Genomic DNA, 24000 nt, shown 5'->3' on the forward strand with positions numbered 1-24000 from the left:
CGCCAATTATGGAGTGCGCGGCTGCTCCGGCAGCAACACCGGCGAATCCTCCGGCCGGTCATCTTCATGCTCAGGCGTAGCTTGCCGCGGCATCAACACCTGCTGTGGATAAGTCTGCGCGAAATGCACCCACGGGCTGTTATCCACAAGCTTTTTCAAACGCTGGTTGAACGCCCGGCTCACCGCATATTGCCCGCCCGAGACCGTGCGGAACTGCGCCGTCAACACCACGCCGTTGAGATCCATTTTGTCGACGCCGAATACATCCAGCGGACCTTGCAGGTTGTACTTGAGGAACGCGTCGTCGCGGATTGAATCCCCCGCCTCGCGGATCAGCTCGATGGCCTTGTCGACATCCGTGTCGTAGGTGAACTGCACCGAGAAAAACGCATAGGCGAACTGCCGGGACTGGTTGGTGACGGCCTTGATCTGCCCGAAGGGCACCGAGTGCACAAACCCTTTGCCATCGCGCAGGCGCAAGGTGCGGATGGTCAGGCCTTCGACGGTGCCGGCATGCCCGGAATCAAGCACCACCCAGTCGCCAATCGACAAGGTGTCTTCGATGATGATGAACAGGCCGGTGATCACGTCCTGAACCAGTTGCTGCGAGCCGAAACCGATGGCCAGGCCGACCACCCCGGCACCTGCCAGCAGCGGCGCGACGTTGATGCCGAGGTTAGCCATGGTGGTGATCGCGCAAATCACCACCAGGATGATTTTGATCGCGTTGCGCAACAGCGGCAGGATGGTTTTGACCCGCGTACTGGGCTGCGTCGTGCGTTTGTTGATCGGGGGTTTCAGCGCTTCCTGGATCGCCGTATCCAGCACCACCCACAGCAACCAGGTCACCAGAAAGATCAGGCCCATGCTGCTCAACGACTCACTTATCGCCCGGCCCACCGAGTTGCGCTCGGCGAATTCGAACAGCGACACGCCCCAGATCCGCCCGAGAATTTCGATGAACGCAACGGCCATGACGATCCGCAGCAAGGCGTGCAACAAACTGAGAAAACGCTCCTTGTAGGCGCTGCTGCGCTGCAGCGCTTCGGCTTTTCGGGATTTGAACAGGTGCTGGAATATCGTGCTGAGGAACACCGTGGCGATCAGCAGAATGGTGGTAAACAACGCACAGCGCAGGGCTTTCTGATTGTCCTCGCCGACGCCGATCAGGTTGATGGCCGAGACCATGACCATCAGCAGAATCGGCCAGTACCAGAGCCCGGAAAAGATCAGCAGGGATTCCTGCAACGACGGCTGTTTCAAGCGCTGCGCCAGCGCCCGGTTGCGGATCAGATGCGCCACTGGGCGCCTCAGGCGAATCACCAATAATCCGAAGATGATCGTGGCGAACAATCCGGTAAACACGGCGATGCTGCTGGTGATGTTGCCGCCCAGTTGTCGGGCGATTTGCGGGCTGGTCAGGGCATCGCTGAGCGCCGCGAGGAAGCCGATCAGGAACAGTGGCTTGGGGCAGTAATCACGGATGATCTGCACCGCCCGACGCTTGTGCCCGGTGTTGAACATGACGATCACGCACAGGAAAATCGAGGTGGAGAAAATGCCGCTGCTGGTGGCGTAGGCAAAACACAGCGCCAGTGCGCGACCCACCGAATTTGGCAGAAAATGGCTGACGTACAAGGTCAGCGGCAGGCAGATCAGTGCAGGGAGGGTGAACGGCAGCAAATAGCCGAGCAGGTCCTGGCTGCGTTGCCGCTTACGGAAGAAGCGCCCTTGGCTCAGGCGTTTATCCAGCAGGCTGCCGAGCACCGTGAGCAAGGCAAACACCCCCAGCCAGACGCCGGACAACAGCAGGAAATCGCCGACCACGCTCATCGGCGAGCGCGAGGAGGGCTGATTCACCAGTTTGTCGACTTCATCCGCCGCCCGATCCGCGCGAACGCGCCAGGCGTCGACCAGATTTTCATTGAGGTCGAGCTTGTCCTGAACGTCATCGATGCTGGAACTGATGGCCCCGAGCAGACCGCCCTGGACCAAGGGCTCAGGCTTTGCCGGCTCTTCGGTGGCGGCGGCGGGAACACCCGGCAACGTGACGGCTAGCAGTTCGTTGCTACCGAGAAACAGCAACGCCCCCAGTAAAATCGCGGTCTTGAACTTGAGCAAAACGCGGAGCTCCTTGAAAAGGGTCTGTCAGGAACTGATCGACAAATGGCCGGCAAGTTCGGTTTCTACCGCGATTTAACGAACGCCGCAATTCCCCTGTGGGAGCGAGCCTGCTCGCGAAAGCGGTGGCTCAGACACATCGATGGTGAATGTACCGCCGCTATCGCGAGCAGGCTCGCTCCCACAATTAGATCGGTGGTGTTCTGAAAATGTGCCGTCCGTAGCCCCGTGGAAACTTTCTCGATTGCCCCACAGTCATCAAAAGACAGGGGCAATCGAGGATCAATTGACAGGAGGCGACATGGCGGCGATTCACATTGGTATCTCAGGCTGGCGCTACACGCCTTGGCGGGGGGATTTCTACCCGAAGGGGCTGGCCCAGAGGCGCGAATTGCAATTCGCTTCCCGGGCGGTCAACAGCATCGAAATCAATGGATCGTTTTACGCCCTGCAACGGCCTGAACGTTACGCCGAGTGGTACGCCGAGACCCCGGCGGACTTCATGTTCAGCATCAAGGCCCCGCGCTTCATCACTCACGTCAAACGTCTGCGTGACATTCACAAGCCCCTGGCGAATTTCTTCGCCTCCGGCGTGCTGGAGCTCAAGGAAAAACTCGGCCCGATCCTCTGGCAGTTTCCGCCGAACTTCAAATTCGACGCCGAGTTGTTTGAAAGCTTCCTCGAACAATTGCCCCACAACACCCAACAGGCTGCCGCCCTCGCCCGCCAGCACGACTCGCACGTGCATGGGCACGCCAGCATCAAGGCGTACAAAAAGAAACCGCTGCGCCATGCCGTCGAGATCAGGAACGACACTTTCATCGACCCGGCGTTTGTGCGGCTGCTCAAACGCTACAACGTCGCGTTGGTGATTGCCGATACCGCTGGGAAATGGCCTTACCGCGAAGACCTCACCAGTGATTTCGTCTATTTGCGCCTGCATGGCGCCGAAGAACTCTACGCCAGCGGCTACACCCCGCAGGCTCTGAATCGCTGGAGCGAGCGAATCGACGCCTGGAATCACGGCGGTCAACCTTCGGACCCGCAGCTGATTGCGCCTCGACAAAAACCCAAGGCACGCAAGTCCCGCGAAGTGTTCTGTTATTTCGACAATGACATCAAGGTGCGCGCGCCCTACGACGCGCGGCGTTTGCTGGCGCATTTCCATCTCGACAAAGGCCTCGCCACGGCCCCCGGCGAGCCTGCTGCCGAAGGAGTGCTGCCATGACTGGGCCCGAGCCGTTCAGCATTGACGACAACCCGCCAGAGACCATGGCCGCCGTGCGCCGCTTCACCATTCTGACGGTGAATACGCACAAGGGCTTCACCGCGCTCAACCGGCGTTTCATCCTGCCTGAACTGCGCGAAGCGGTGCGCAGCGTGTCGGCCGACGTGGTGTTTTTGCAGGAAGTGCATGGCACCCACGAGCACCATCCACAGCGTTACAGCAACTGGCCGGCAATGCCGCAGTACGAATTCCTCGCCGACACCTTGTGGCCGCAATTCGCCTACGGCCGCAACGCGGTGTACCCGGAGGGCGATCACGGCAACGCGTTGCTGTCGAAATTCCAGATCATTCGCCACGACAACCTCGACGTGTCGATCAGTGGCCACGAGAACCGCGGCATCCTGCATTGCGTGTTGCGCCTGCCCGGCGCCGGCCCGGAGGTGCACGCGATTTGCGTGCATTTGGGGTTGCGCGAAACCCATCGCAATGAACAGTTGAATCTGCTGGCCCGGCGCCTCGAAGAACTGCCGGCCGACGCTCCGGTGATCGTTGCCGGCGACTTCAACGACTGGCGCCAGCGCGCCGATGCGCTGCTCAAACCCACCGGCTTGCGCGAAGTGTTCGCTGAACATCACGGCAAACCGGCGCGCAGTTTTCCGGCGCGCCTTCCAGCGTTACGCCTGGACCGCATTTACGTACGCAACCTCAAGGCCAGCCACCCGAAAGTTCTTGCGGCGCGGCCCTGGTCACACCTTTCCGACCACGCACCGCTATCGGTGGAGATCGAGCTATGAGCAGCGCACCGATGGAAAAAGCCACGATTGAACACGTCTCCACCAGCCCGCCTGTGCGCGAACCGGGCGTAGTAGACGTTGAATATGGCTGGCAGGGCAACAACCTCGTGGAGTTGCTGGAAAACGGCGAGGCCTACTTCCCGCGAGTATTTGAAGCCATGCGCCAGGCCAAATCCGAAATCCTCCTCGAAACGTTCATTGTGTTCGAGGACAAGGTCGGCAACGAGCTGCAGCAGGTGCTGATCGACGCGGCGCAACGCGGCGTGCGGGTCACCGCCAGCTTCGACGGCTTCGGCTGTGGCGAACTGACCACCGAGTACCTTGCAGCGTTGAGCGAGGCCGGCGTGCACATTCAGATGTTTGATCCGGCACCGAAGCATCTCGGCATTCGCACCAACTGGTTCCGGCGCCTGCACCGCAAGATTGTGGTGGTCGACGGCACGATCGCATTCGTGGGCGGGATCAATTTTTCCGCCGATCATCTGGCCGATTTCGGCCCGGAGGCGAAGCAGGATTACTCGGTTGAAGTGCAGGGCCCGGCGGTGGCCGACATCCATCATTTCGCCCTGCTGCAAAGTGGCCGCCCCGCTCGCGCCAAATACTGGTGGCAACGACGCCGGCAGCGCCGCGTCGAGTTGGCCTTCAGCGACCACGATGGTCAGGTGCGCCTGGTCTACCGCGACAACGGTGATCATAAAACAGACATCGAAGAGGTTTATCGACAAGTGCTGCGCAGTGCCCAGCGCCGGGTAGTGATCGCCAACGCGTACTTCTTCCCCGGCTATCGCTTGCTGCGCGAGATTCGCAACGCCGCTCGCCGGGGCGTCGAAGTGCGCCTGATTCTGCAAGGTCAACCAGACATGCTGGTAGCCAAACTCGCAGCGCGCATGACCTATGACTACCTGCTCAAATCCGGCGTGCAGATTCACGAATATTGCGAGCGCCCATTGCACGGCAAAGTGGCGCTGGTGGATGAAGACTGGAGCACCGTCGGTTCGAGCAACCTCGACCCGCTGAGCCTGTCGATGAACCTGGAAGCCAACGTGCTGATCCGCGACCGCGCCTTCAACCGCGAGTTGTTCGAACGCCTGCAATTGTTGAGCGATCATCACTGCAAAGCCATGTCACCGGACAAGTCCCCACGCGGCCGGGTCTGGCACATGACCGTGGGCTTTCTGGTGTTCCACTTCCTGCGCCATTTTCCGGCCTGGGCCGGGTGGCTGCCGGCCCATAAACCGCGCCTGAAACTCTTCACGCATTCCACCGGGAGCGATCCTCATGAGCCACGCTGAAACCCAGTCGGCGACTCACACTGACAGCCCGGGCAAGTCGCGCTGGAGCCGCTGGAAAAAACCCCTGACAATGCTGTTTTTCCTGGCGCTGATCGTGCTGTTCACGATGCTCGCGCAGCGCATCGAATGGAACGAGGTGTTCGACACCCTCGCCGATTTCAAGGTGCGCACGCTGATCATCGCCGCCGGGCTGACGCTGGTGAGTTTTCTGGTGTACGCCTGTTTTGATCTGATTGGCCGCACCTACATTCGTCAGGACCTGACCTGGAAGCAGATCCTGCCGGTGGGCATCATCAGTTATGCGTTCAACCTCAACCTCAGCGCCTGGGTGGGCGGCATCGCCATGCGTTATCGGCTGTACTCGCGGCTCGGGGTGAGCAAAAGCAACATTGCGAAAATCCTTGGCCTGAGTCTGGCGACCAACTGGTTTGGCTACATGGTGATTGCCGGCGCGGTGTTCAGCAGCGGACTGGTGCGGATGCCGCCGGGCTGGAAACTCAGCAGTGATGCGTTGCAGGGCGTGGGGATTTTGTTGCTGCTGGTGAGCGCGGGCTACCTGGCGGCGTGTCAGTTTTCCAAGCGGCGGGAATGGTCGATTCGCGGCGTGGAAATCAACCTGCCGTCCCTGCGCATGGCGGTGTTGCAACTGGCGCTGGGAGCGTTGAACTGGTCGCTGATGGCCGCGGTGATTTTCACGTTGCTGCCGAGCAAGCTGGATTATCCACTGGTGCTTGGCGTGCTGTTGATCAGCGCGATTGCGGGGGTGATCACCCACATCCCGGCCGGGCTCGGGGTGTTGGAGGCAGTGTTTGTCGCGTTGCTGCAGCATGAAGCTTCGCGGGGCAGTCTGGTGGCGGGCTTGCTGGCGTATCGGGCGATTTATTTTATCTTGCCGTTGCTGATTACGTTGGTGATGTATTTGGTGGTGGAGGCGAAGGCCAAGTCGCTGCGGATCTCGAAAACACCCAAGTGATCAGGACGCCTTCGCGAGCAGGCTCGCTCCCACAGGTGATCGCGTTTCAACTGTGGGAGCGAGCCTGCTCGCGAAAGATCTCTCACAGTTGATTGCGATCTACTGTGGGAGCGAGCCTGCTCGCGAAAACGATCTGCAGGACACCGCAGATCACGTGGACTGAATAATGCTCAACCGCTCACCCACCACCATCTCGGTAATCCAGCCCACCAGAATCGAGGTGTAGGCCTGCTGCGAAACCGGCTCGGTCAACGCGTGATCGGCGCCGTCGATAACTCGGTGAGTCAGCGAATGCGTCTGCTGGCACGCCGCGCGGTAACTCATGATCGTCGCATGAGGCACGTAGGCGTCCGTCTCGGATTCCACCAGCAACACGTCCCCGGTAAATTGCGAACAGGCGTGCAGCGCGCGGTTGGTGTCGGCGCGCACCAGCGTGCTGCGGTAATCACGCAAATCGAGCTTGTCCAACTCACGCTTGGGCGTGTGCCATTGCTCATCGCGGTACAGCGCTGGCACCCTCAGGGCCAACCAGCGCACCGGGCGCAACGAAGTCAGGATCGACGCCAGGTAACCGCCGTAACTGGTGCCGACCACGGCGATGGCCGAGGTGTCGAGCGCCGGGTGCGCGAGCAAACGATCGTACGCCGCCAGCAAGTCGCGCAAGTTGTCTTCTCGGGTCACCCGCGTCAGCGGAATGCCGGTGCCGCCGGTGTGCCCACGCAAGTCGAACGTCAGGCACACACAGCCCAGACCGGCAATGCCCTTGGCCCGTTCGAGGTCGCGCTCCTGACTGCCGCCCCAACCGTGCACAAAGAGCACGCCAGGGACTTTCGATTTGGGGCTGAGAAAAGTCCCGATCATTTGTTCATCGTCGATGTCGATCTGAATGGTTTCGCTTCTAGCCGTCATAGGATTTGACCGTCACGTACTTGAGTAGAAATTCACTATTCTCCGCCGGCCCCCGATACACCTCGATGGCGTCCGTCGGCAGCGGCTGATCGGTGTAGGTTTCCACCGAAGAGACACGAATTGCGCGCATCCCCGGATCGTTGACGAAGCTTTGCAACGCGGCCACTTCGGCGCTGCTGGCACCGCCCATGCGCCAGGACTGTTCAAGCACGCCGCTGCGCTGTTGGCCGTTGCTGTCCAGCCCCTGAGCGATGTCATAGTTGCGCCGCGACGCGTAGAAACCTGGATAGGCTTCATCCGCGGCACTGTCGAACACTTGCGCCTGGCGGATCGCCAACCGCACGTCATCGGGCAGCTCCAGTTCGAGCAGATCGTCGTAATGCCCCCGCACCACCAGCAGGTTGGAACCTCCATAAACCTGCTCGCCATGACCGTCTTCGGTCAAGTACTGATCGCCGCAATAACTGAGCACGATGTCGCCGATGAAGCTTTGGCCGACGCTGTGGGTGACGACGTCAGACAGGTCTTGCTCCAACACCACACCCTCGGCAAACAGGGCTTTGGCCTCAGGTCTGGCGAGGATGGCATCAAATTCGTCGAGACTCTTGATCACTTCCTGGCCCCGCCCGGCGCAGGCGTGAACCGGCTTGAGGCGGATCGGGCCGTTGTAGAGCAAGTGCTCCGCCGCCGGGCGCGCGTCGTCATGAGAGAAAACGCTGAGCCCGTCGAGCACCACACTGCGCACCCGCTGGGAAAACAGCGGCGACCAACCTTGCGGCGCATCAGCATTTCTGTTGAGCAAACCGTGGGTGATCGCTTTGGTGCAGATGAAATCATGATCGACATAGCCGCCCCACAGATCCTCCGGCCCACGCACGCCCAGCCGATGCGCAGCCGCGGCGCCGACCAGGGTTTGGGTGGGTAGCAAATAGAGGTCACGACCGGTGTGGAGTTCGGGGTCGTAGCTGCCGCCAAACTTGAGGCCCAGTATTTGCGCCAGCCAACGGGCCAGAGCGCGGTTGGTGTCGACTTCGTGCTGTGGAGCGTCGGGCCGCACCGAATGCGCGACCACGGTTTTTTTGCGGTTTGTTGGGGTCATGCGTCCCCCTTCACTTGGCGCTTTATGAATGTATGTAGACGGGTGCAGAGATCACGCCAACTGATCCTGGAAGCAAACAGTTATCAAATCAGTCAGTTGCGCGAATCACCTGCCGCCTGGGCCGTTCTATTCTGCACGACACCGGTTTCGATTCCGGCATTTTGCACGATCCAAAACTCGTGCACGTCCTCTGTGGGAGCGAGCTTGTGGTGAGGGGATTTATCCCCGTTGGGTGGCGAAGCCGCCCTTAGATTCACGACTGCTGCGCAGCCGAACGGGGATAAATCCCCTCACCACAGTCTCGCTCCCACAGTTTGGATCTGTGGTGTTCTGGCTAACGAGCCACCGTTGCAGTCGGCGTCACGCCAAACCTGGCCCGATAATCACTCGGCGCCAACCCGGTAATTTTCTTGAATGTGGCGCGAAACGCGCCGGGGTCCTGATAGCCCACGGTCCAGGCGATGTGATCGATGGTGCCATTGGTGAATTCGAGCATCTCCCGCGCCTTGCCCACCCGAAGATGCTGGCAATACTCGGTAGGTTTCAATCCGGTCGCCGCACGAAACCGGCGCAGGAACGTGCGCTCTTCCAGCCCTGCCCGCTCGGCCATCGCTCCCAGCGACACGTCGGTCGCCCCGGTGCTTTGCAACCAATGCTGAACCTTAAGAATCGCCGCATCGCCGTGGCTGAGAATCGGCGAAAAATTACTGCCACATTCGCTCGCGCTGTCGCTGTGTTCGACCACCAGGAAACGCGCGGTGCCGGTGGCGATACTCGGCCCGAGCAGGCGGTCAACCAGGCGCAAACCCAGCTCGGACCAGGCCATCAACCCGGCGGTGGTGATGAGGTCACCGTCATCGACGATGGGCGTATCGGCTTTGAGCTTGATCCCCGGATAACGCTCGGCGAATGCCTTGGCCGAGGTCCAGTGGGTGGTGGCGCTGCGGCCGTCGAGCAGGCCGCTTTCGGCCAGTAAAATCGAGCCCACGCACACGCCGCCCAGTGTCGCACCGCCAGCATGTTGCTGACGAATCCAGCGCAGCAAACCTTGCGGCGCCTGGCCTTCGGAAAAGCCGCCAATCGACGGCGGAATCAACACCGCCACCAACGCGCCATTCGTAGCGGGATAACTGTCATAGATGCGAACGGGCGCCTGATCGCCATCGACCTGCCAATGACTGACCCGCAGCAGCGGCAATTGCGCCGCCTGATGATCCGCGGCAATCCGGTTCGCCACCCCGAACAAGTCCGTCAGCCCGTGCACCGCCGCCATCTGCGCACCCGGATAAATCAGCACGCCCAGCTCGGCAATGACCCTTTGTGCGTCCATTGTCAGTTTTGCCCCTTCTATTGTCGGTGCGGCCAATCCTCGAACGGCCTGCCGCAGCCAATACTTCACTCCACACCCAACACACACTTCGAGGAAACAGTCATGGCCAAGCAAGCACTCATCGTAGTCGATATCCAAAACGACTACTTCCCTCAAGGCAAATGGCCGCTGGTCGGCGCCGACGCTGCTGCGGACAATGCCGTGCGTCTGCTCAAAGCCTTTCGCGATGCCGGTGATTCGGTGGTGCACATCCGCCACGAATTCACTTCCGACGAAGCGCCGTTTTTCACTCCGGGTTCCGACGGCGCAAAACTGCACCCCAAAGTCATTAACCGCGCCGACGAACCGGTGGTGCTCAAGCACTTCGTCAATTCGTTTCGCGAAACCGAACTGAAGTCGATCCTCGATGAGCAAGGTATCGAGGAACTGGTGGTCGTGGGCAGCATGAGCCACATGTGCGTCGACGGCATCACCCGTGCAGCCGCCGACTTCGGCTACAGCGTAAAGGTGATTCACGATGCCTGCGCGTCCCGTGACCTGGAGTTCAACGGCGTGACCGTTCCGGCCGCCCATGTTCATGCCGCGTTCATGTCGGCGCTGGGTTTTGCCTATGCCAGCGTGATCTCTACCGATGAATTCCTCGCCAGCTGACACTAAGTACCTGTGGGAGCGAGCTTGCTCGCGATAGCGTAGGGTCAGTCCGCATAAGTGGTGACTGACACTCCGCTATCGCGAGCAAGCTCGCTCCCACATTTAGTGTTGCGCCATAAAAATCTCACGCGTGAGCTATTGAGGCATCCCGAATTTGCCTGTAGTGTTTCTCACGCGTGAGTTTTTCACTACGAGGCCAGCATCATGAACAGCAGCTCTCCATCAGATCCGCCTTCCGGGTCTGAGACCGATACAGCGAGCCCCAAGGGAGAGCGCTCGAAACCGTCCGCGAAAAAACCGTCGAGCTTCTATATGAAGCAGATGCGTGCGGGGTTGGGTGCCGCCGGTTATGTGAAACACGAGACTTGGGTGCTTCCCGAAAATCGAAGCCTGCTCAAGCAGATGGAGAAACAGCTACGCCAACCGATTCTGGCTGGCTCATTCATGTCGGAGAATCACATGAGCGCAGGTAACAACTGGAACATCGATCGCCTCTACAGCGCCCTTCAAGCCTTGGACGAAGTGGTCTCGAACGACATCACCCTCTCGCTGATCCAAGGTTCGGAATCCAGCATCAAGCTGGAAATGAACGATTTCGGTGGCTTGCCGATTTACATCGCGGTGGTGGGCGATCAGATCATCGTCGATACCGTGCTGGTTGACGTCGAATCGATCAACGACGTACCGGCCTTCAATGACGCCGTGCTGCGCAGCCGAGAGATGTTCCCGCTGTCGTCGATCGGTATCGAGTCCATGCCCAACGGCCAGGTTGTTTACAACATGTTCGGCGCACTCAGCTCCGATTCCAGCCTGACGAACATCGTGACCGAGGTCAAAACCCTCGTCGACAACGTGCAGCGCGCCAGCGAAGCCTTCGAACGTTTCTTCAACTAATTATTCGGGAATACCCAATGACTCAGTCCATCTGGAGCAAATTGTTCACCGCGCTGCGTGGCGGTGCCAACGAAGTCGGCGAATCGATTGCCGATCAACAGGCCCTGCGCATCCTCGACCAGGAAATCCGCGACGCCGACAACGCCCTGGCCAACGCCAAGCGTGAGCTGGTCACCATCATGGCCAAGCACAAACTCTCGACCGATCGCGTCAACGAGTACAACGCCAAGATCAAAGACCTGGAAACCAAGGCCGTGGCCGCGCTCGGGGCTGGCCGCGAAGACCTGGCACTGGAAGTGGCCGAAGCCATTTCGACCCTGACCACCGAGCTGGACGTCGAGCAAAAGCAGGCCACCGAATTTGGCGGTTACGCGGAAAACATGCGCAAAGACATCACCAAAGCCGAAAGCCGCATCAAGAGCCTGCGCCAGCAAGTGGACATGGCCAAGGCGCGCGACAGCGTGCAGAAAGCCCAGGTCAGCGCGTCGATCGCCAGCGGCGGTGCTAATGGCAAACTGGAAACTGCGGTCGGTACGCTGAACCGCTTGCAGGCCAAGCAACAGCAACGCGCAGCTGAACTGGAAGCTCAGGACCAACTGGCCGATGCATCCACCGGCACCGACCTGGAGCGCAAGCTTCGCGAAGCCGGGATCACGCCGGACACCGGCAGCGCCAACGCGATTCTTGAGCGCCTGAAGCAAAAATCGACCCAGTAAGTAGCGCGAAACCCTGTAGGAGCGAGCTTGCTCGCGATGGACGTCAACGATAACGCGTTTATTCTGAATAAACGCGTCGCTGCTGAATCCATCGCGAGCAAGCTCGCTCCTACAGGGGCTGGTTTTCAGTTGAATCGAGGTCACGGATGGATGCCCTGAAGGGGTTCAAAACAATCGCAGCCCTGGCCATCTTCATGGTTGCGCTGCAACTGCTCAACGTCGCGACCGGCTACAGCCTCATGGCTTTCGGCCTGGTGCCGAGATCGCTGTACGGCTTGGGTGGCATTGTCACTTCGCCCTTCCTCCACGCGTCCTTCGCGCACCTAAGCGCCAACCTGATTCCCTTTTTGATTCTCGGCACGCTGGTCATCATCGACGGGCTCAAACGGTTCATCGCCGTCAGCGCAATCATCATCCTGCTGGGTGGCGCACTGGTCTGGCTGTTCGGTTTTGCCGGCGTGCACATCGGCGCCAGCGGCTGGGTGTTCGGGCTGTGGGCGTACTTGCTGTCTCGCGCCTGGTTCCACAGGAGCTGGGGCAACCTGATCATCGCCAGTGTCGTGGCGTTACTGTATGGCGGCTTGATTTTTGGCTTTCTTCCGCGCCAGGGTGTGTCATTCGAAGGGCATCTGTTTGGTGCGCTCGCCGGATTCATTGCAGCCAAGGTACTTTTATCTACACCGCGCAGCAGGTTTAATGCCGCCCGGTAGCTGCAATCGAGCATGCAGGGTTCTGCGCAGATGAAGGAAGTTCATATCCCTACGCGCGTCGAGGGCGGAGAGCTTTTCGACATCGCCTCCACTCAACTCAAGGAAATCGCCAATGGGATGGTTTAAGCAGTTGATGGGGCTTGAGGCCCCGAAATCGAATCCGGATTCGAAAGGGGCGGCCAACGAAACCCCGCCCGCCATCGGCCCGCTAGGCCTGGCATTGGGCAAAAGCGTGACGTTCGACACCACCCTGAAATTGCTGCTCGACGACAAAACCGCCGTGGTCATTCCCGGCTCCCAGCAGATCTGGAGCAACGGCACCGTTGACCTCGGGCAATCAACCTGGCTGTCGCGCTATTACATGAACGACGAAGATTACTGGCTGCAAGTGCACACCACCGGCGCCATTGCCGGTCAGGTCGAGTCGGTGATCCTGTTCAACTACCTCAGTTCCGTCACCATCAGCAGCGAAGCGGAGCTGCGTCGGCTCGCCGGACCACAAAGCCTGATCGGTCTGCCGACCTACACCCACGACGGCGTCGAATACACTCGCGAATGGGGCACTGAAGAAGGTCAGACCGAGCTGGTGGCGTTGAGCGAACTTCTGAAGAATCCGGATGAGTCCTACAGCATCGAGCACCGTTCGATGCTGTACGCCCGCGAAACCGGCCTGACCGATCGCCGTGAATTCCTGCTGTTTTCCGTCGAAGAAGATGCCGAAGGCGCCATCAGCCTGAGCACGTCGCTGGGCATTTCGCTGTACACCACCGACCTGAACACTTTTTAAATAAGGAAGAAGTCCATGCTAGAAGCGCTCTCCATTTCCCTGAACAAAGCCGCCGTGCTTGGGTTTGTCGTGTATATCCTCGGCGCCGCGGTGCTGTTTGCCCTGTTCCAGTTCGTCTACACCCGCATTACCCCGCACAAAGAGTTCGAGCTGATCCGTTCGGGCAATGTGGCGGCTGCCATTGCCCTGGGTGGCGCGATCATCGGCTTCGCCATTCCGGCGAGCAACGTGATTGCCTACTCGATCAGCCTTCTCGACTTCGTCGTGTGGTCGGTCATCGCCGCTGTGGTGCAACTGCTGGCGTTTCTGGTCACCAGCCTGGTGCTCAAAGGCACTTCAGAACGGATCAAGAAAGGTGAAATCGCGGCGGGTATCTATGTCGCGGCCGTGGCCATCAGCGTCGGCATGTTGAACGCCGCCTGCATGACCCCTACCCCGAACTGATCGCGCACGGAGCTCCCGATGAAACGAAGCAAGTACGTTCAGTTGTCGCTGGCAGCCTCGGTCGCGATGGCGATCTCCGGCTGCGGGCCGACGGAAAAAACCTACCCGGTGCACAAGAAGTACAACTTCCAGTCCGTGCAGCAATGCGCCGATGAAAAACTCCCGGTGGACGTCTGCTCTGACGCCTACATGAGCGCCATGACCGAGCATCGGCGCATCGCTCCGGTGTACGACACCCAGGCCGATTGCGACGCCGATTTTGTCGCGGACTGGTGCCAGCAGGATTCCGCCGGCAAGTTCATCCCGAAACTGGGTGGTTTCGAATTGAGCGCCGATGGCGAGGTGACGCAGGCCCAGGTGGACGCGGCCAAGGCCCAACTGCCTGCGTCGGAAGCCAACAGCGGTGGCTCAGGATTCTCCGGTACCAGCCTGCTGACCGGGTTGCTGATCGGCAACATGCTGAGCAACAACCGCAGCAGCTATTACTCGCAACCGGTGTATCGCTACCGCGATGACCGCGGCAGTTATTCGTCCTCGACGCTCGGCCAGCGGATTGAAAAGGGCTCGACCTTCAACAAGTCCAATCAGGCGCGGTACGGCAGCAGCAACTACGCCGACTCCCTTCGTTCCGCCAGCAAGCCAGTCTCGGTGGCCTCCTCCACCTCCCGGGGCGGTTTCGGCAGCAAGGCCAGTGCACGCAGTGGCTGGGGCGGCTCGAGCAAAAGTTTCGGCGGGTCGAGCAGTTAAGGAATCCGGGCGATGAAAAAGATCCACTGCGCAGAGCGTCATGACTGGAAACAGACCGCCGACAGCCTCGGCTTTCTGTTCCACACCATCGACGGCGAACCCTACTGGGACGAGAGCGCGTACTACCAGTTCACGCTCAAGCAGATCGAGAACGATCTGGAAGACCCGACCACCGAGATCCATGAGATGTGCATGGACCTGGTGGCCCGCGTGGTGCACAGCGAAGAGCTGCTGGGGCGCCTGAGCATTCCGGCCCCCTTCTACGACATGATTCGCACTTCATGGCTCGAAGGTCACCCGCACCTGTACGGGCGCATGGACTTTTCCTACAACGGCAGCGGTCCGGCGAAGTTGCTGGAACTCAACTACGACACGCCGACCAGCCTGTATGAGGCCGCGGCCTTTCAGTGGGGCTGGCTGGAGCAATGCATCGAACGCGGCTTGCTGCCCAGGCATGCCGACCAGTTCAATAGCATCGACACCAAGCTGCATCAGGCCTTCGCCCAGTTGCAGCTCAAACAGCCCTTCTATTTCGCCTCGATGAAAGACTCGGTCGAAGACAAGGGCACCACCGACTACCTGCGTCTGATTGCCGAGAAAGTCGGCATTGAATCCCGCCACATCGATCTCGAAGACATTGGCCTGACCAGCGAAGGACGTTTCGTCGACCTCGAAGATCGCTGGATTCCCCACCTGTTCAAGCTGCACGCCTGGGAGTTCATCTTCCACGAGCCCTTCGGTACGGCGATTGCCCAGAGTGATACGCAGTTTTTCGAGCCGGCCTGGAAATCCATCATCTCCAACAAAGGCATCCTGCCGTTGCTGTGGGAGTTCAACAAAGGCCACCCGAACTTGCTGGCCGCACACCTGGATACCGACCCGGGCCAAGCGGTGCCCAAGGGTTGGGTGCGCAAACCGTTTTTCTCGCGCGAAGGCGCCAACATCGAACTGCAAACCGCCGACGGTCTGATCGTCAAGGAGGACGGGCCCTACACTGACGCGCCGTTTATCCTTCAAGAGTTCGCGCCGTTGCCACGATTCGATGACAGCTACACGCTGGTCGGTTCGTGGGTGATCGGCGATCAGGCGGCCGGGATTGGTGTGCGGGAGGACAACAGCCTGATCACCAAGGATTCGAGCCGATTCTTGCCGCACCTGATCCTTGACTGAACCGTTCATCGCCGAGAAAAAGGCTCGAACACTTGCGGCGGAAAATCCGGATAATGGCGGCCAATCGTCTAGCCGTTATTCTGGTAATCCCCCATGGAAATCAAGGTCAACTTTCTCGACAACCTTCGACTTGAAGCCAAGTTCGATGACTTCACGGTGGTGGCCGATCAACCTATCCGCTACAAGGGCGATGGCTCGGCACCCGGTCCGTTCGACTACTTCCTGGCGTCGTCAGCATTGTGTGCGGCGTACTTTGTAAAGTTGTACTGCAGCACGCGCAATATCCCCACGGACAACATCCGGTTGTCGCAGAACAACATCGTTGACCCGGAAAACCGTTACAACCAGATTTTCAAGATCCAGGTCGAGTTGCCGGCGGACATTTCCGACAAGGACCGCCAGGGCATCCTGCGTTCCATCGACCGTTGCACCGTGAAAAAAGTGGTGCAGGCCGGGCCCGAGTTTGTGATCGAAGAAGTGGAAAACCTCGACGCCGATGCCCAGGCGTTGCTGATGCCCGCCTCCAGTTCAGAGACGGGCACTTACATTGCGGGCAAGGACCTGCCGCTGGAGCAAACCATCGCCAACATGTCGGCCATTCTGGCGGGCCTGGGCATGAAGATCGAAATTGCCTCGTGGCGCAACATCGTGCCTAACGTGTGGTCGTTGCATATCCGCGATGCGCACTCGCCGATGTGCTTCACCAACGGCAAGGGTGCGACCAAGGAAGGCGCGTTGGCGTCGGCGCTGGGCGAGTTTATCGAGCGACTCAACTGCAACTTCTTCTACAACGACCAGTTCTGGGGCGAAGACATCGCCAACGCGGCGTTTGTGCACTATCCGGACGAGCGCTGGTTCAAGCCTGGCCGCAAAGACGAGCTGCCGACTGAAATTCTCGACGCGTACTGCCTGAAAATTTACAACCGCGACGGCGAGCTGCGTGGCTCCCATTTGATCGATACCAACTCGGGCAATGAAGAGCGTGGCATCTGCTCGCTGCCGTACGTGCGCCAGTCGGACGGCGAGGTGGTGTATTTCCCCTCCAACCTGATCGAAAACCTGTTCCTGAGCAACGGCATGAGTGCCGGTAACACGCTGGCCGAGGCGCAGGTGCAGTGCCTGTCGGAGATCTTCGAACGCGCGGTGAAACGCGAAATCATCGAGGGCGAGTTTGCCCTGCCGGATGTGCCGGCCAACGTGCTGGCGAAGTACCCGGCAATCATGGCCGGTATCCAGGCGCTGGAAGAGCAAGGCTTCCCCGTGCTGGTCAAGGATGCGTCCCTGGGGGGTGAATTCCCGGTGATGTGCGTCACCTTGATGAACCCGCGTACCGGCGGTGTGTTCGCCTCGTTCGGCGCGCACCCGAGCCTGGAAGTGGCGCTGGAACGCAGCCTCACCGAATTGCTCCAGGGCCGCAGCTTCGAAGGCCTCAACGACTTACCTCAGCCGACGTTTGAAGGTCATGCGGTGACCGAGCCGAATAACTTCGTCGAGCACTTTATCGACTCCAGCGGCGTGGTGTCGTGGCGCTTCTTCAGTGCCAAATCGGACTACGAATTCGTCGAGTGGGACTTCTCTGGCCAGGGTGAAAACTCGAATGCCGAGGAAGCCGCGACCTTGTTCGGCATCCTCAAAGATATGGGCAAAGAAGTGTACATGGCGGTTTACGAGCATATCGGCGCCAAGGCCTGCCGCATCCTCGTGCCGGACTATTCGGAAATCTATCCCGCGGACGATCTGATCTGGGATAACACCAACAAAGCGCTGTTCTTCCGCGCCGACATCCTCAACTTGCATCGCCTGGACGAAGAGGAACTGCAAGCGCTGGTTGAGCGCCTGGTGGAAAGTGAGCTGGACGACTACACCGACATCACCAGCTTGATCGGCATCGAATTTGACGACAATACGCCTTGGGGTCAGCTGACGATCCTGGAATTGAAACTGCTGATCTATCTCGCCTTGCAGCAATATGAAGAAGCGAAAGAGGCCGTGGAGATGTTCCTGCAGTACAACGACAACACGGTTGAACGTGGTTTGTTCTACCAAGCCGTCAATGTGGTGCTGGAGATGAAGCTGGACGAAGACCTGGAACTGGAAGACTACGAGGCCAACTTCCGCCGGATGTTTGGCAACGAGCGAACGGATGCAGCGATCGGCTCAGTGGACGGCAGCGTGCGCTTCTTCGGCTTGACGCCGACGAGCATGAAACTGGAAGGACTCGACAGACACCTACGCCTGATCGACAGCTACAAAAAGCTGCACACCGCGCGGGCCAATGTGACGACTTCATCCCGTTAACCGCATGCCCTTGTAGGAGCCGGCTTGCTGGCGATCCAGGCAACGCGGTTAACCCGTTAAACCGCGTTATCTTTCATCGCCAGCAAGCCGGCTCCTACAAACAGCGCGCAAAAGAAAACCCCCGATCAGTTCAGAGAACTGATCGGGGGTTTCGTGGCTGAACCTTACAAAAGTCCAGGCCGTATCCTAGAACGGAATATCGTCATCAAAGCTGTCGAAATCCGGAGCTGGCTGCGGAGCCGCCTGCTGTGGAGCAGGACGCGACTGTTGCGGAGCCGATTGCTGCGGTGTCGACTGCTGCGGACGCGGAGCCTGCTGGCGTGGGGCCGGTGCGGACTGCTGGTAGTTATTGCCCCCGCCTTGTTGGTCGCCCTGCTGTGGACGGCCGCCCAGCAATTGCATGGTGCCTTGCATGTCGACCACGATTTCAGTGGTGTAACGCTTGATACCGTCTTTTTCCCACTCGCGGGTCTGCAGCTTGCCTTCGATGTAGACCTGCGAACCCTTGCGCAGGTATTCACCGGCGATTTCCGCCACCTTGCCGAACATCGACACACGGTGCCACTCAGTCTTCTCGACCTTCTGACCGGTTTGCTTGTCGGTCCACTGTTCGCTGGTCGCCAGACTCAGGTTGGTCACGGCGTTACCGTTAGGCAAGTAGCGAACTTCGGGATCCTGGCCGCAAGTGCCGACCAATATGACTTTGTTAACCCCACGGGCCATAACGTTCTCCTAGGCTTCGCACGCTGTCGCGGTCGGGTTGTTCACCAGACGCTCGAGGGTGGTGCGATCCAATAGTTCGGTGTCCAATTTGATGTAAATCGCCGCTTCATCCGCGATGATCACTGCATCTGTTACCCCTACAACGGCCATGAGGCGCTCGACCAGACCCGCTTCGCGGATCGCCTCGGGCGACAACGGCAAGCGCAGGCTCGTCACGTAGGGAGGTTCGCGCATGGTAACAGCAAAGGCCAGCCAGAGGGCAGCCAGGCCGGCGCATCCGAGGAAGACAACCGACAGACCGCCATGCTGGAACATCCAGCCGCCGAGGATCCCGCCCAGCGCCGAACCGAGGAACTGGCTGGTGGAATAAACCCCCATCGCAGTGCCCTTGCCCCCCGCTGGTGAAACCTTGCTGATCAGCGATGGCAACGAAGCTTCCAGCAAGTTGAACGCGGTAAAGAACACCACCGTCCCGATCACCAGAGCCCGCAAGCTATCGCCAAACTGCCAGAAGAATAGCTCAGTGAGCATCAGCGTCAGCACTGCGCCCAATAAAACTCGTTTCATTTTGCGTTTCTTCTCGCCGTAGATAATGAACGGGATCATGGCGAAGAAGGAAATCAGCAGCGCGGTCAGGTAGACCCACCAGTGCTGCTCTTTGGGCAGCCCGGCTTTTTCGACAAGGGCCAGCGGCAACGCAATGAAGCTCGACATCAACATCGCGTGCAACACAAAAATGCCCAGGTCCAGGCGCAGCAGGTCCGGGTGCTTGAGCGTCGGCATCAGCGCCTGCCGCGCGACGCCGGATTCACGGTGCTGCAACGGCCCGGTGGAGCGCGGCACCATAAACATTACGATCACGATGCCGACCAGCGCCATGGCGCCTGTGGCGAGGAACAATCCCGACAGACCGAACGCCCGGGTCAGCAACGGTCCTACGACCATGGCGACCGCGAACGACAGACCGATCGTCATGCCGATCATGGCCATGGCTTTGGTCCGATGCTGTTCCCGGGTCAGGTCTGACAGTAACGCCATCACTGCAGCGGAAATCGCCCCGGCGCCTTGCAGGATTCGTCCGGCGATCACGCCCCAGATCGAATCGGCATTGGCCGCCAGCACGCTGCCAAGGGCGAAAACGATCAACCCGAGATAAATCACCGGACGCCGACCGATGCGATCGGAAATGAAACCGAACGGGATCTGAAAAATGGCCTGGGTCAGGCCGTAAGCGCCAATCGCCAGCCCGATGAGGGCCGGGGTCGCTCCTGCCAGATCCATCCCATAGGTCGCCAATACCGGCAACACCATGAACATGCCCAGCATACGGAAGGCGAACACGAGGGCCAGACCGCTTGCCGCGCGGGTCTCGCTGCCACTCATGCGTTCGCTGTGGGGATCGTGCATGGAAAAACCTCGTGTGAACCGGCGGCGATTCTACCAGTCCCATCGATTGACAGGGTATATCGCGACGCTTTGACGCGCTCCGCTGACAGACTCTTCATGTACGACAGTCACCCGCTCGTTTGATAGTGTGCATCCATCCAGTATTTGGCCGTATACTCCTACGTTTTCGACGCCCGCCAAGCGAGGCCACTTTGGACAAGATCCTGATTCGTGGGGCCCGAACCCACAACTTGAAGAACATCGACCTGACCCTGCCACGGGACAAACTGATCGTCATCACCGGCCTGTCCGGATCCGGCAAATCGTCCCTTGCGTTCGACACGCTGTACGCCGAAGGCCAGCGCCGCTACGTCGAATCGCTGTCCGCCTATGCCCGGCAGTTTTTGTCGATGATGGAAAAACCTGACGTCGACACCATTGAAGGTCTGTCGCCGGCGATTTCCATCGAACAGAAGTCGACCTCGCACAACCCGCGTTCGACCGTCGGGACCATCACCGAAATCTACGATTACCTGCGCCTGCTTTATGCACGCGTGGGCATTCCGCGCTGCCCGGATCACGACATTCCGCTGGAAGCGCAAACCGTCAGCCAGATGGTCGACCTGGTCCTCGCCCAGCCGGAGGGCAGCAAACTCATGCTGCTGGCCCCGGTCATCCGCGAGCGTAAAGGCGAACACCTTTCGGTTTTCGAAGAACTGCGCGCGCAGGGCTTTGTGCGAGCCCGGGTCAACGGCCGGATCTGCGAACTCGATGAACTGCCGAAGCTGGACAAGCAAAAGAAGCATTCGATTGATGTGATAGTCGACCGTTTCAAAGTTCGCGCCGATCTGCAGCAGCGTCTGGCCGAGTCGTTCGAGACCGCGCTGAAACTGGCTGACGGCATTGCACTGGTTGCGCCGATGGACGACGAGCCGGGCGAAGAAATCATCTTCTCCGCGCGCTTTGCCTGCCCGATCTGCGGCCATGCCATCAGCGAGCTGGAACCGAAGCTGTTTTCCTTCAACAACCCGGCCGGCGCTTGCCCGACCTGCGACGGTCTGGGCGTGAAGCAATTCTTCGACATCAAGCGCCTGGTGAATGGCGAGTTGACCCTGGCCGAGGGCGCGATACGCGGCTGGGACAGGCGCAACGTGTATTACTTCCAGATGCTCGGGTCGCTGGCGTCCCACTACAAGTTCAGCCTGGAAGTGCCGTTCAACGAACTGCCGGCCGATCAGCAGAAATTCATCCTGCACGGCAGTGGCTCGCAGAACGTCGACTTCAAATACCTGAACGACCGGGGCGACATCGTCAAGCGCTCGCACCCGTTCGAAGGCATCGTGCCGAACCTGGAACGTCGCTACCGCGAAACCGAATCGGCCTCGGTGCGCGAAGAGCTGGCCAAGTTCCTCAGTACCCAGCCGTGCCCGGATTGCCGTGGCACGCGCTTGCGTCGTGAGGCGCGGCACGTGTGGGTCGGTGAAAAGACCTTGCCAGCAGTAACCAACCTGCCGATCGGCGACGCTTGCGAGTACTTCGGCGGGTTGAAACTCACCGGACGTCGTGGCGAAATTGCCGACAAGATTCTCAAGGAAATCCGAGAGCGTCTGCAGTTCCTGGTTAACGTCGGTCTCGATTACCTGTCGCTGGATCGCAGTGCCGACACCTTGTCCGGCGGTGAGGCGCAGCGAATTCGCCTGGCCAGCCAGATCGGTGCCGGCCTGGTCGGGGTTCTGTACATCCTCGACGAACCGTCGATCGGTCTGCACCAGCGTGACAATGATCGGTTGCTCGGCACGCTCAAGCATCTGCGGGATATCGGCAACACGGTGATCGTGGTCGAGCATGACGAAGATGCCATTCGCCTGGCTGACTACGTCGTGGACATCGGCCCGGGCGCGGGTGTGCACGGCGGGCATATCGTCGCCGAAGGTACCCCAGCCGAAGTGATGGCACACCCTGACTCGCTGACCGGCAAATATTTGTCCGGCCGGGTGAAGATTGCCGTGCCGGCCAAGCGCACACCGCGTAACAAGAAATTGTCGCTGTCCCTCAAGGGCGCCCGCGGCAACAATTTGCGCAACGTCGATCTGGACATTCCGATTGGTCTGCTGACCTGTGTGACCGGCGTGTCCGGCTCGGGCAAGTCGACGCTGATCAACAACACGCTGTTTCCGCTGAGCGCCACGGCACTTAATGGTGCGACGACGCTTGAAGCGGCTGCTCACGACAGCATCAAGGGGCTGGAGCATCTGGACAAGGTCGTTGATATCGACCAGAGCCCGATTGGGCGTACGCCGCGTTCCAACCCGGCGACCTACACCGGATTGTTCACGCCGATTCGCGAACTGTTCGCCGGCGTACCGGAATCCCGCTCCCGCGGTTACGGGCCAGGGCGTTTTTCCTTCAACGTGAAGGGCGGACGCTGCGAGGCGTGTCAGGGCGATGGCCTGATCAAGGTTGAAATGCACTTCCTGCCAGACATCTATGTTCCGTGCGACGTCTGCAAGAGCAAGCGCTACAACCGCGAAACGCTGGAGATCAAGTACAAGGGCAAGAGCATCCACGAAACCCTCGAGATGACCATCGAGGAAGCTCGCGTGTTCTTCGACGCGGTTCCGGCACTGGCGCGCAAGCTTCAGACGCTGATGGATGTCGGCCTGTCGTACATCAAGCTGGGACAATCGGCGACCACCCTGTCCGGTGGTGAAGCCCAGCGGGTGAAACTCTCCCGCGAACTGTCCAAGCGCGACACGGGCAAGACGCTATACATCCTCGATGAGCCAACGACTGGTTTGCATTTCGCCGACATACAGCAATTGCTCGACGTACTGCATCGACTGCGCGACCACGGCAATACTGTGGTGGTGATCGAGCACAACCTGGACGTGATCAAGACCGCTGACTGGTTGGTGGATCTTGGGCCGGAAGGGGGTTCCAAAGGCGGGCAGATTATTGCTGTGGGTACGCCTGAGGAGGTCTCCGAGATGAAACAGTCTCACACCGGTTTCTACCTCAAACCGCTGTTGGCTCGCGACAGAGACTGAGTCCCGGCCATGAAAAAGCCCCTGTCACTTTGTCGGTGACAGGGGCTTTTTGTATCGGCGCTTGAAAGATCGCAGCCTTCGGCAGCTCCTACACGGGATCGCGTTGCTTTCGTAGGAGCTGCCGAAGGCTGCGATCTGTCAAAGGCTGCGATCTGTCAGGAGCTATAATTCAGGCGTGGGATTGCAGGTAGTTCTCAAGACCGATCAACTTGATCAGACCCAACTGCTTCTCCAGCCAATAGGTGTGATCTTCTTCGGTGTCGTTCAACTGAATACGCAGCATTTCGCGGCTGACATAGTCCTTGTGCTGCTCGCAGAGCGCAATGCCCTTGCAGAGCGCGGCCCGAACCTTGTATTCAAGACGCAGGTCGGCAGCAAGCATGTCGGGCACCGTGGTACCGACATCGAGATCGTCCGGACGCATACGCGGTGTGCCTTCCAGCATCAGAATGCGGCGCATCAGGGCATCGGCATGCCCGGCCTCCTCTTCCATCTCGTGGTTGATTCGTTCGTAGAGCTTGGTGAATCCCCAGTCCTCATACATCCGCGAATGAACGAAATATTGGTCACGCGCGGCCAGTTCGCCGGTCAGCAACGTGTTGAGGTAATCGATTACGTCTGGGTGGCCTTGCATCGCCCTACATCTCCCTGCTTGAAAGTCTGTAGTTTGAACCAACATGA

Annotated in this window: 21 protein-coding genes; 14 read left to right on the plus strand and 7 right to left on the minus strand. The window is 59.6% G+C overall.

Annotated elements, in window-relative coordinates; genetic code table 11:
* Positions 1–6: 6 nt before the first annotated feature.
* Positions 7–2121: a mechanosensitive ion channel domain-containing protein gene (locus tag F8N62_RS11490; RefSeq protein ID WP_150711066.1), complete on the minus strand. Its 2115-nt coding sequence runs from the start codon at positions 2119–2121 to the stop codon at positions 7–9.
* Between the two features lie 301 nt (positions 2122–2422).
* Between F8N62_RS11490 and F8N62_RS11495 the strand changes: the two genes are divergently transcribed.
* From F8N62_RS11495 to F8N62_RS11510, 4 genes are read left to right on the plus strand one after another with little or no spacing between them, the layout of a single operon-like run.
* Entirely contained in the window at positions 2423–3349 is a 927-nt protein-coding gene (locus F8N62_RS11495) for a DUF72 domain-containing protein (RefSeq protein ID WP_150711067.1), read from the plus strand.
* Positions 3346–4143 carry an endonuclease/exonuclease/phosphatase family protein gene (locus F8N62_RS11500; RefSeq protein WP_150711068.1) on the plus strand — a complete coding sequence of 266 codons (798 nt, stop codon included), beginning with the start codon at positions 3346–3348 and terminating at the stop codon, positions 4141–4143. Before F8N62_RS11495 ends, F8N62_RS11500 begins: the two co-directional genes overlap by 4 nt.
* Positions 4140–5435 carry a cardiolipin synthase ClsB gene (gene clsB / locus F8N62_RS11505; protein WP_150711069.1) on the plus strand — a complete coding sequence of 432 codons (1296 nt, stop codon included), beginning with the start codon at positions 4140–4142 and terminating at the stop codon, positions 5433–5435. Before F8N62_RS11500 ends, clsB begins: the two co-directional genes overlap by 4 nt.
* A complete protein-coding gene (locus F8N62_RS11510) occupies positions 5422–6408 on the plus strand; it encodes a lysylphosphatidylglycerol synthase domain-containing protein (protein ID WP_150711070.1) in 987 nt (328 codons plus the stop codon). Before clsB ends, F8N62_RS11510 begins: the two co-directional genes overlap by 14 nt.
* 150 nt (positions 6409–6558) lie before the next feature.
* On the opposite strand, the gene F8N62_RS11515 is transcribed toward F8N62_RS11510, so the two are convergent.
* The 3 genes from F8N62_RS11515 to F8N62_RS11525 all read right to left on the minus strand — a co-directional run bounded on the left by F8N62_RS11515 (position 6559) and on the right by F8N62_RS11525 (position 9746).
* On the minus strand, positions 6559–7317 hold the full coding sequence (locus F8N62_RS11515; RefSeq protein WP_150711071.1) for an alpha/beta hydrolase family protein: 759 nt from the start codon (positions 7315–7317) through the stop codon (positions 6559–6561).
* On the minus strand, positions 7307–8416 hold the full coding sequence (locus F8N62_RS11520; RefSeq protein ID WP_150711072.1) for a DUF3182 family protein: 1110 nt from the start codon (positions 8414–8416) through the stop codon (positions 7307–7309). The genes F8N62_RS11515 and F8N62_RS11520 overlap by 11 nt, the downstream gene beginning before the upstream one ends.
* Positions 8417–8750: 334 nt before the next feature.
* Entirely contained in the window at positions 8751–9746 is a 996-nt protein-coding gene (locus tag F8N62_RS11525; RefSeq protein WP_150711073.1) for a GlxA family transcriptional regulator, read from the minus strand.
* 102 nt (positions 9747–9848) lie between these two features.
* Between F8N62_RS11525 and F8N62_RS11530 the strand changes: the two genes are divergently transcribed.
* From F8N62_RS11530 to F8N62_RS11570, 9 genes are all read left to right on the plus strand, one after another.
* Complete coding sequence (locus F8N62_RS11530; RefSeq protein WP_150711074.1) at positions 9849–10397, plus strand: cysteine hydrolase family protein; 549 nt, start codon at positions 9849–9851, stop codon at positions 10395–10397.
* A 312-nt stretch (positions 10398–10709) separates the two neighbouring features.
* Positions 10710–11291 carry a YjfI family protein gene (locus F8N62_RS11535; RefSeq protein ID WP_150711075.1) on the plus strand — a complete coding sequence of 194 codons (582 nt, stop codon included), beginning with the start codon at positions 10710–10712 and terminating at the stop codon, positions 11289–11291.
* A gap of 17 nt (positions 11292–11308) precedes the next feature.
* Complete coding sequence (locus F8N62_RS11540) at positions 11309–12007, plus strand: PspA/IM30 family protein (protein WP_150711076.1); 699 nt, start codon at positions 11309–11311, stop codon at positions 12005–12007.
* A 146-nt stretch (positions 12008–12153) separates the two neighbouring features.
* Complete coding sequence (locus F8N62_RS11545; RefSeq protein WP_150711077.1) at positions 12154–12717, plus strand: rhomboid family intramembrane serine protease; 564 nt, start codon at positions 12154–12156, stop codon at positions 12715–12717.
* Between the two features lie 112 nt (positions 12718–12829).
* Entirely contained in the window at positions 12830–13504 is a 675-nt protein-coding gene (locus tag F8N62_RS11550) for a DUF2491 family protein (RefSeq protein WP_150711078.1), read from the plus strand.
* Between the two features lie 15 nt (positions 13505–13519).
* The gene (locus tag F8N62_RS11555; RefSeq protein ID WP_150711079.1) at positions 13520–13948 is read left to right on the plus strand and encodes a DUF350 domain-containing protein; all 429 of its coding nucleotides are present in this window, start codon (positions 13520–13522) and stop codon (positions 13946–13948) included.
* Positions 13949–13966: 18 nt separating this feature from the next.
* Positions 13967–14695, plus strand: coding sequence for a DUF1190 domain-containing protein (locus tag F8N62_RS11560; protein ID WP_150711080.1), 729 nt, complete (start codon positions 13967–13969; stop codon positions 14693–14695).
* 12 nt (positions 14696–14707) lie between these two features.
* Positions 14708–15865, plus strand: a complete 1158-nt coding sequence (locus tag F8N62_RS11565) for a glutathionylspermidine synthase family protein (protein ID WP_150711081.1) — start codon at positions 14708–14710, stop codon at positions 15863–15865.
* 93 nt (positions 15866–15958) lie between these two features.
* Positions 15959–18163, plus strand: a complete 2205-nt coding sequence (locus F8N62_RS11570) for an OsmC domain/YcaO domain-containing protein (RefSeq protein WP_150711082.1) — start codon at positions 15959–15961, stop codon at positions 18161–18163.
* Between the two features lie 186 nt (positions 18164–18349).
* Here F8N62_RS11570 and F8N62_RS11575 read toward each other — a convergent pair whose 3' ends face one another.
* Both F8N62_RS11575 and F8N62_RS11580 read right to left on the minus strand, forming a co-directional pair.
* Positions 18350–18886, minus strand: a complete 537-nt coding sequence (locus tag F8N62_RS11575) for a single-stranded DNA-binding protein (protein WP_150711083.1) — start codon at positions 18884–18886, stop codon at positions 18350–18352.
* 9 nt (positions 18887–18895) lie between these two features.
* Complete coding sequence (locus F8N62_RS11580) at positions 18896–20293, minus strand: MFS transporter (RefSeq protein WP_150711084.1); 1398 nt, start codon at positions 20291–20293, stop codon at positions 18896–18898.
* 191 nt (positions 20294–20484) lie between these two features.
* On the opposite strand from F8N62_RS11580, the gene uvrA reads away from it, so the two are divergent.
* On the plus strand, positions 20485–23319 hold the full coding sequence (gene uvrA, locus F8N62_RS11585; protein ID WP_150711085.1) for an excinuclease ABC subunit UvrA: 2835 nt from the start codon (positions 20485–20487) through the stop codon (positions 23317–23319).
* Positions 23320–23488: 169 nt separating this feature from the next.
* On the opposite strand, the gene bfr is transcribed toward uvrA, so the two are convergent.
* Complete coding sequence (gene bfr / locus F8N62_RS11590) at positions 23489–23953, minus strand: bacterioferritin (protein WP_150711086.1); 465 nt, start codon at positions 23951–23953, stop codon at positions 23489–23491.
* Positions 23954–24000: the final 47 nt, after the last annotated feature.

The sequence above is a fragment of the Pseudomonas fluorescens genome (assembly GCF_902497785.1).
GTDB classification, from domain to species: Bacteria; Pseudomonadota; Gammaproteobacteria; order Pseudomonadales; family Pseudomonadaceae; genus Aquipseudomonas; species Aquipseudomonas fluorescens_BO.

Coding starts and splice junctions, on each gene's coding strand:
- F8N62_RS11545 (WP_150711077.1), top strand. CDS start 12,154: ATGGATGCCCTGAAGGGGTTCAAAACAATCGCAGCCCTGGCCATCTTC.
- bfr (WP_150711086.1), bottom strand. CDS start 23,953: ATGCAAGGCCACCCAGACGTAATCGATTACCTCAACACGTTGCTGACC.
- F8N62_RS11510 (WP_150711070.1), top strand. CDS start 5,422: ATGAGCCACGCTGAAACCCAGTCGGCGACTCACACTGACAGCCCGGGC.
- F8N62_RS11580 (WP_150711084.1), bottom strand. CDS start 20,293: ATGCACGATCCCCACAGCGAACGCATGAGTGGCAGCGAGACCCGCGCG.
- F8N62_RS11560 (WP_150711080.1), top strand. CDS start 13,967: ATGAAACGAAGCAAGTACGTTCAGTTGTCGCTGGCAGCCTCGGTCGCG.
- F8N62_RS11550 (WP_150711078.1), top strand. CDS start 12,830: ATGGGATGGTTTAAGCAGTTGATGGGGCTTGAGGCCCCGAAATCGAAT.
- F8N62_RS11520 (WP_150711072.1), bottom strand. CDS start 8,416: ATGACCCCAACAAACCGCAAAAAAACCGTGGTCGCGCATTCGGTGCGG.
- F8N62_RS11575 (WP_150711083.1), bottom strand. CDS start 18,886: ATGGCCCGTGGGGTTAACAAAGTCATATTGGTCGGCACTTGCGGCCAG.
- F8N62_RS11570 (WP_150711082.1), top strand. CDS start 15,959: ATGGAAATCAAGGTCAACTTTCTCGACAACCTTCGACTTGAAGCCAAG.
- F8N62_RS11535 (WP_150711075.1), top strand. CDS start 10,710: ATGAAGCAGATGCGTGCGGGGTTGGGTGCCGCCGGTTATGTGAAACAC.
- F8N62_RS11555 (WP_150711079.1), top strand. CDS start 13,520: ATGCTAGAAGCGCTCTCCATTTCCCTGAACAAAGCCGCCGTGCTTGGG.
- F8N62_RS11530 (WP_150711074.1), top strand. CDS start 9,849: ATGGCCAAGCAAGCACTCATCGTAGTCGATATCCAAAACGACTACTTC.
- F8N62_RS11495 (WP_150711067.1), top strand. CDS start 2,423: ATGGCGGCGATTCACATTGGTATCTCAGGCTGGCGCTACACGCCTTGG.
- clsB (WP_150711069.1), top strand. CDS start 4,140: ATGAGCAGCGCACCGATGGAAAAAGCCACGATTGAACACGTCTCCACC.
- F8N62_RS11565 (WP_150711081.1), top strand. CDS start 14,708: ATGAAAAAGATCCACTGCGCAGAGCGTCATGACTGGAAACAGACCGCC.
- F8N62_RS11515 (WP_150711071.1), bottom strand. CDS start 7,317: ATGACGGCTAGAAGCGAAACCATTCAGATCGACATCGACGATGAACAA.
- F8N62_RS11525 (WP_150711073.1), bottom strand. CDS start 9,746: ATGGACGCACAAAGGGTCATTGCCGAGCTGGGCGTGCTGATTTATCCG.
- F8N62_RS11540 (WP_150711076.1), top strand. CDS start 11,309: ATGACTCAGTCCATCTGGAGCAAATTGTTCACCGCGCTGCGTGGCGGT.
- F8N62_RS11500 (WP_150711068.1), top strand. CDS start 3,346: ATGACTGGGCCCGAGCCGTTCAGCATTGACGACAACCCGCCAGAGACC.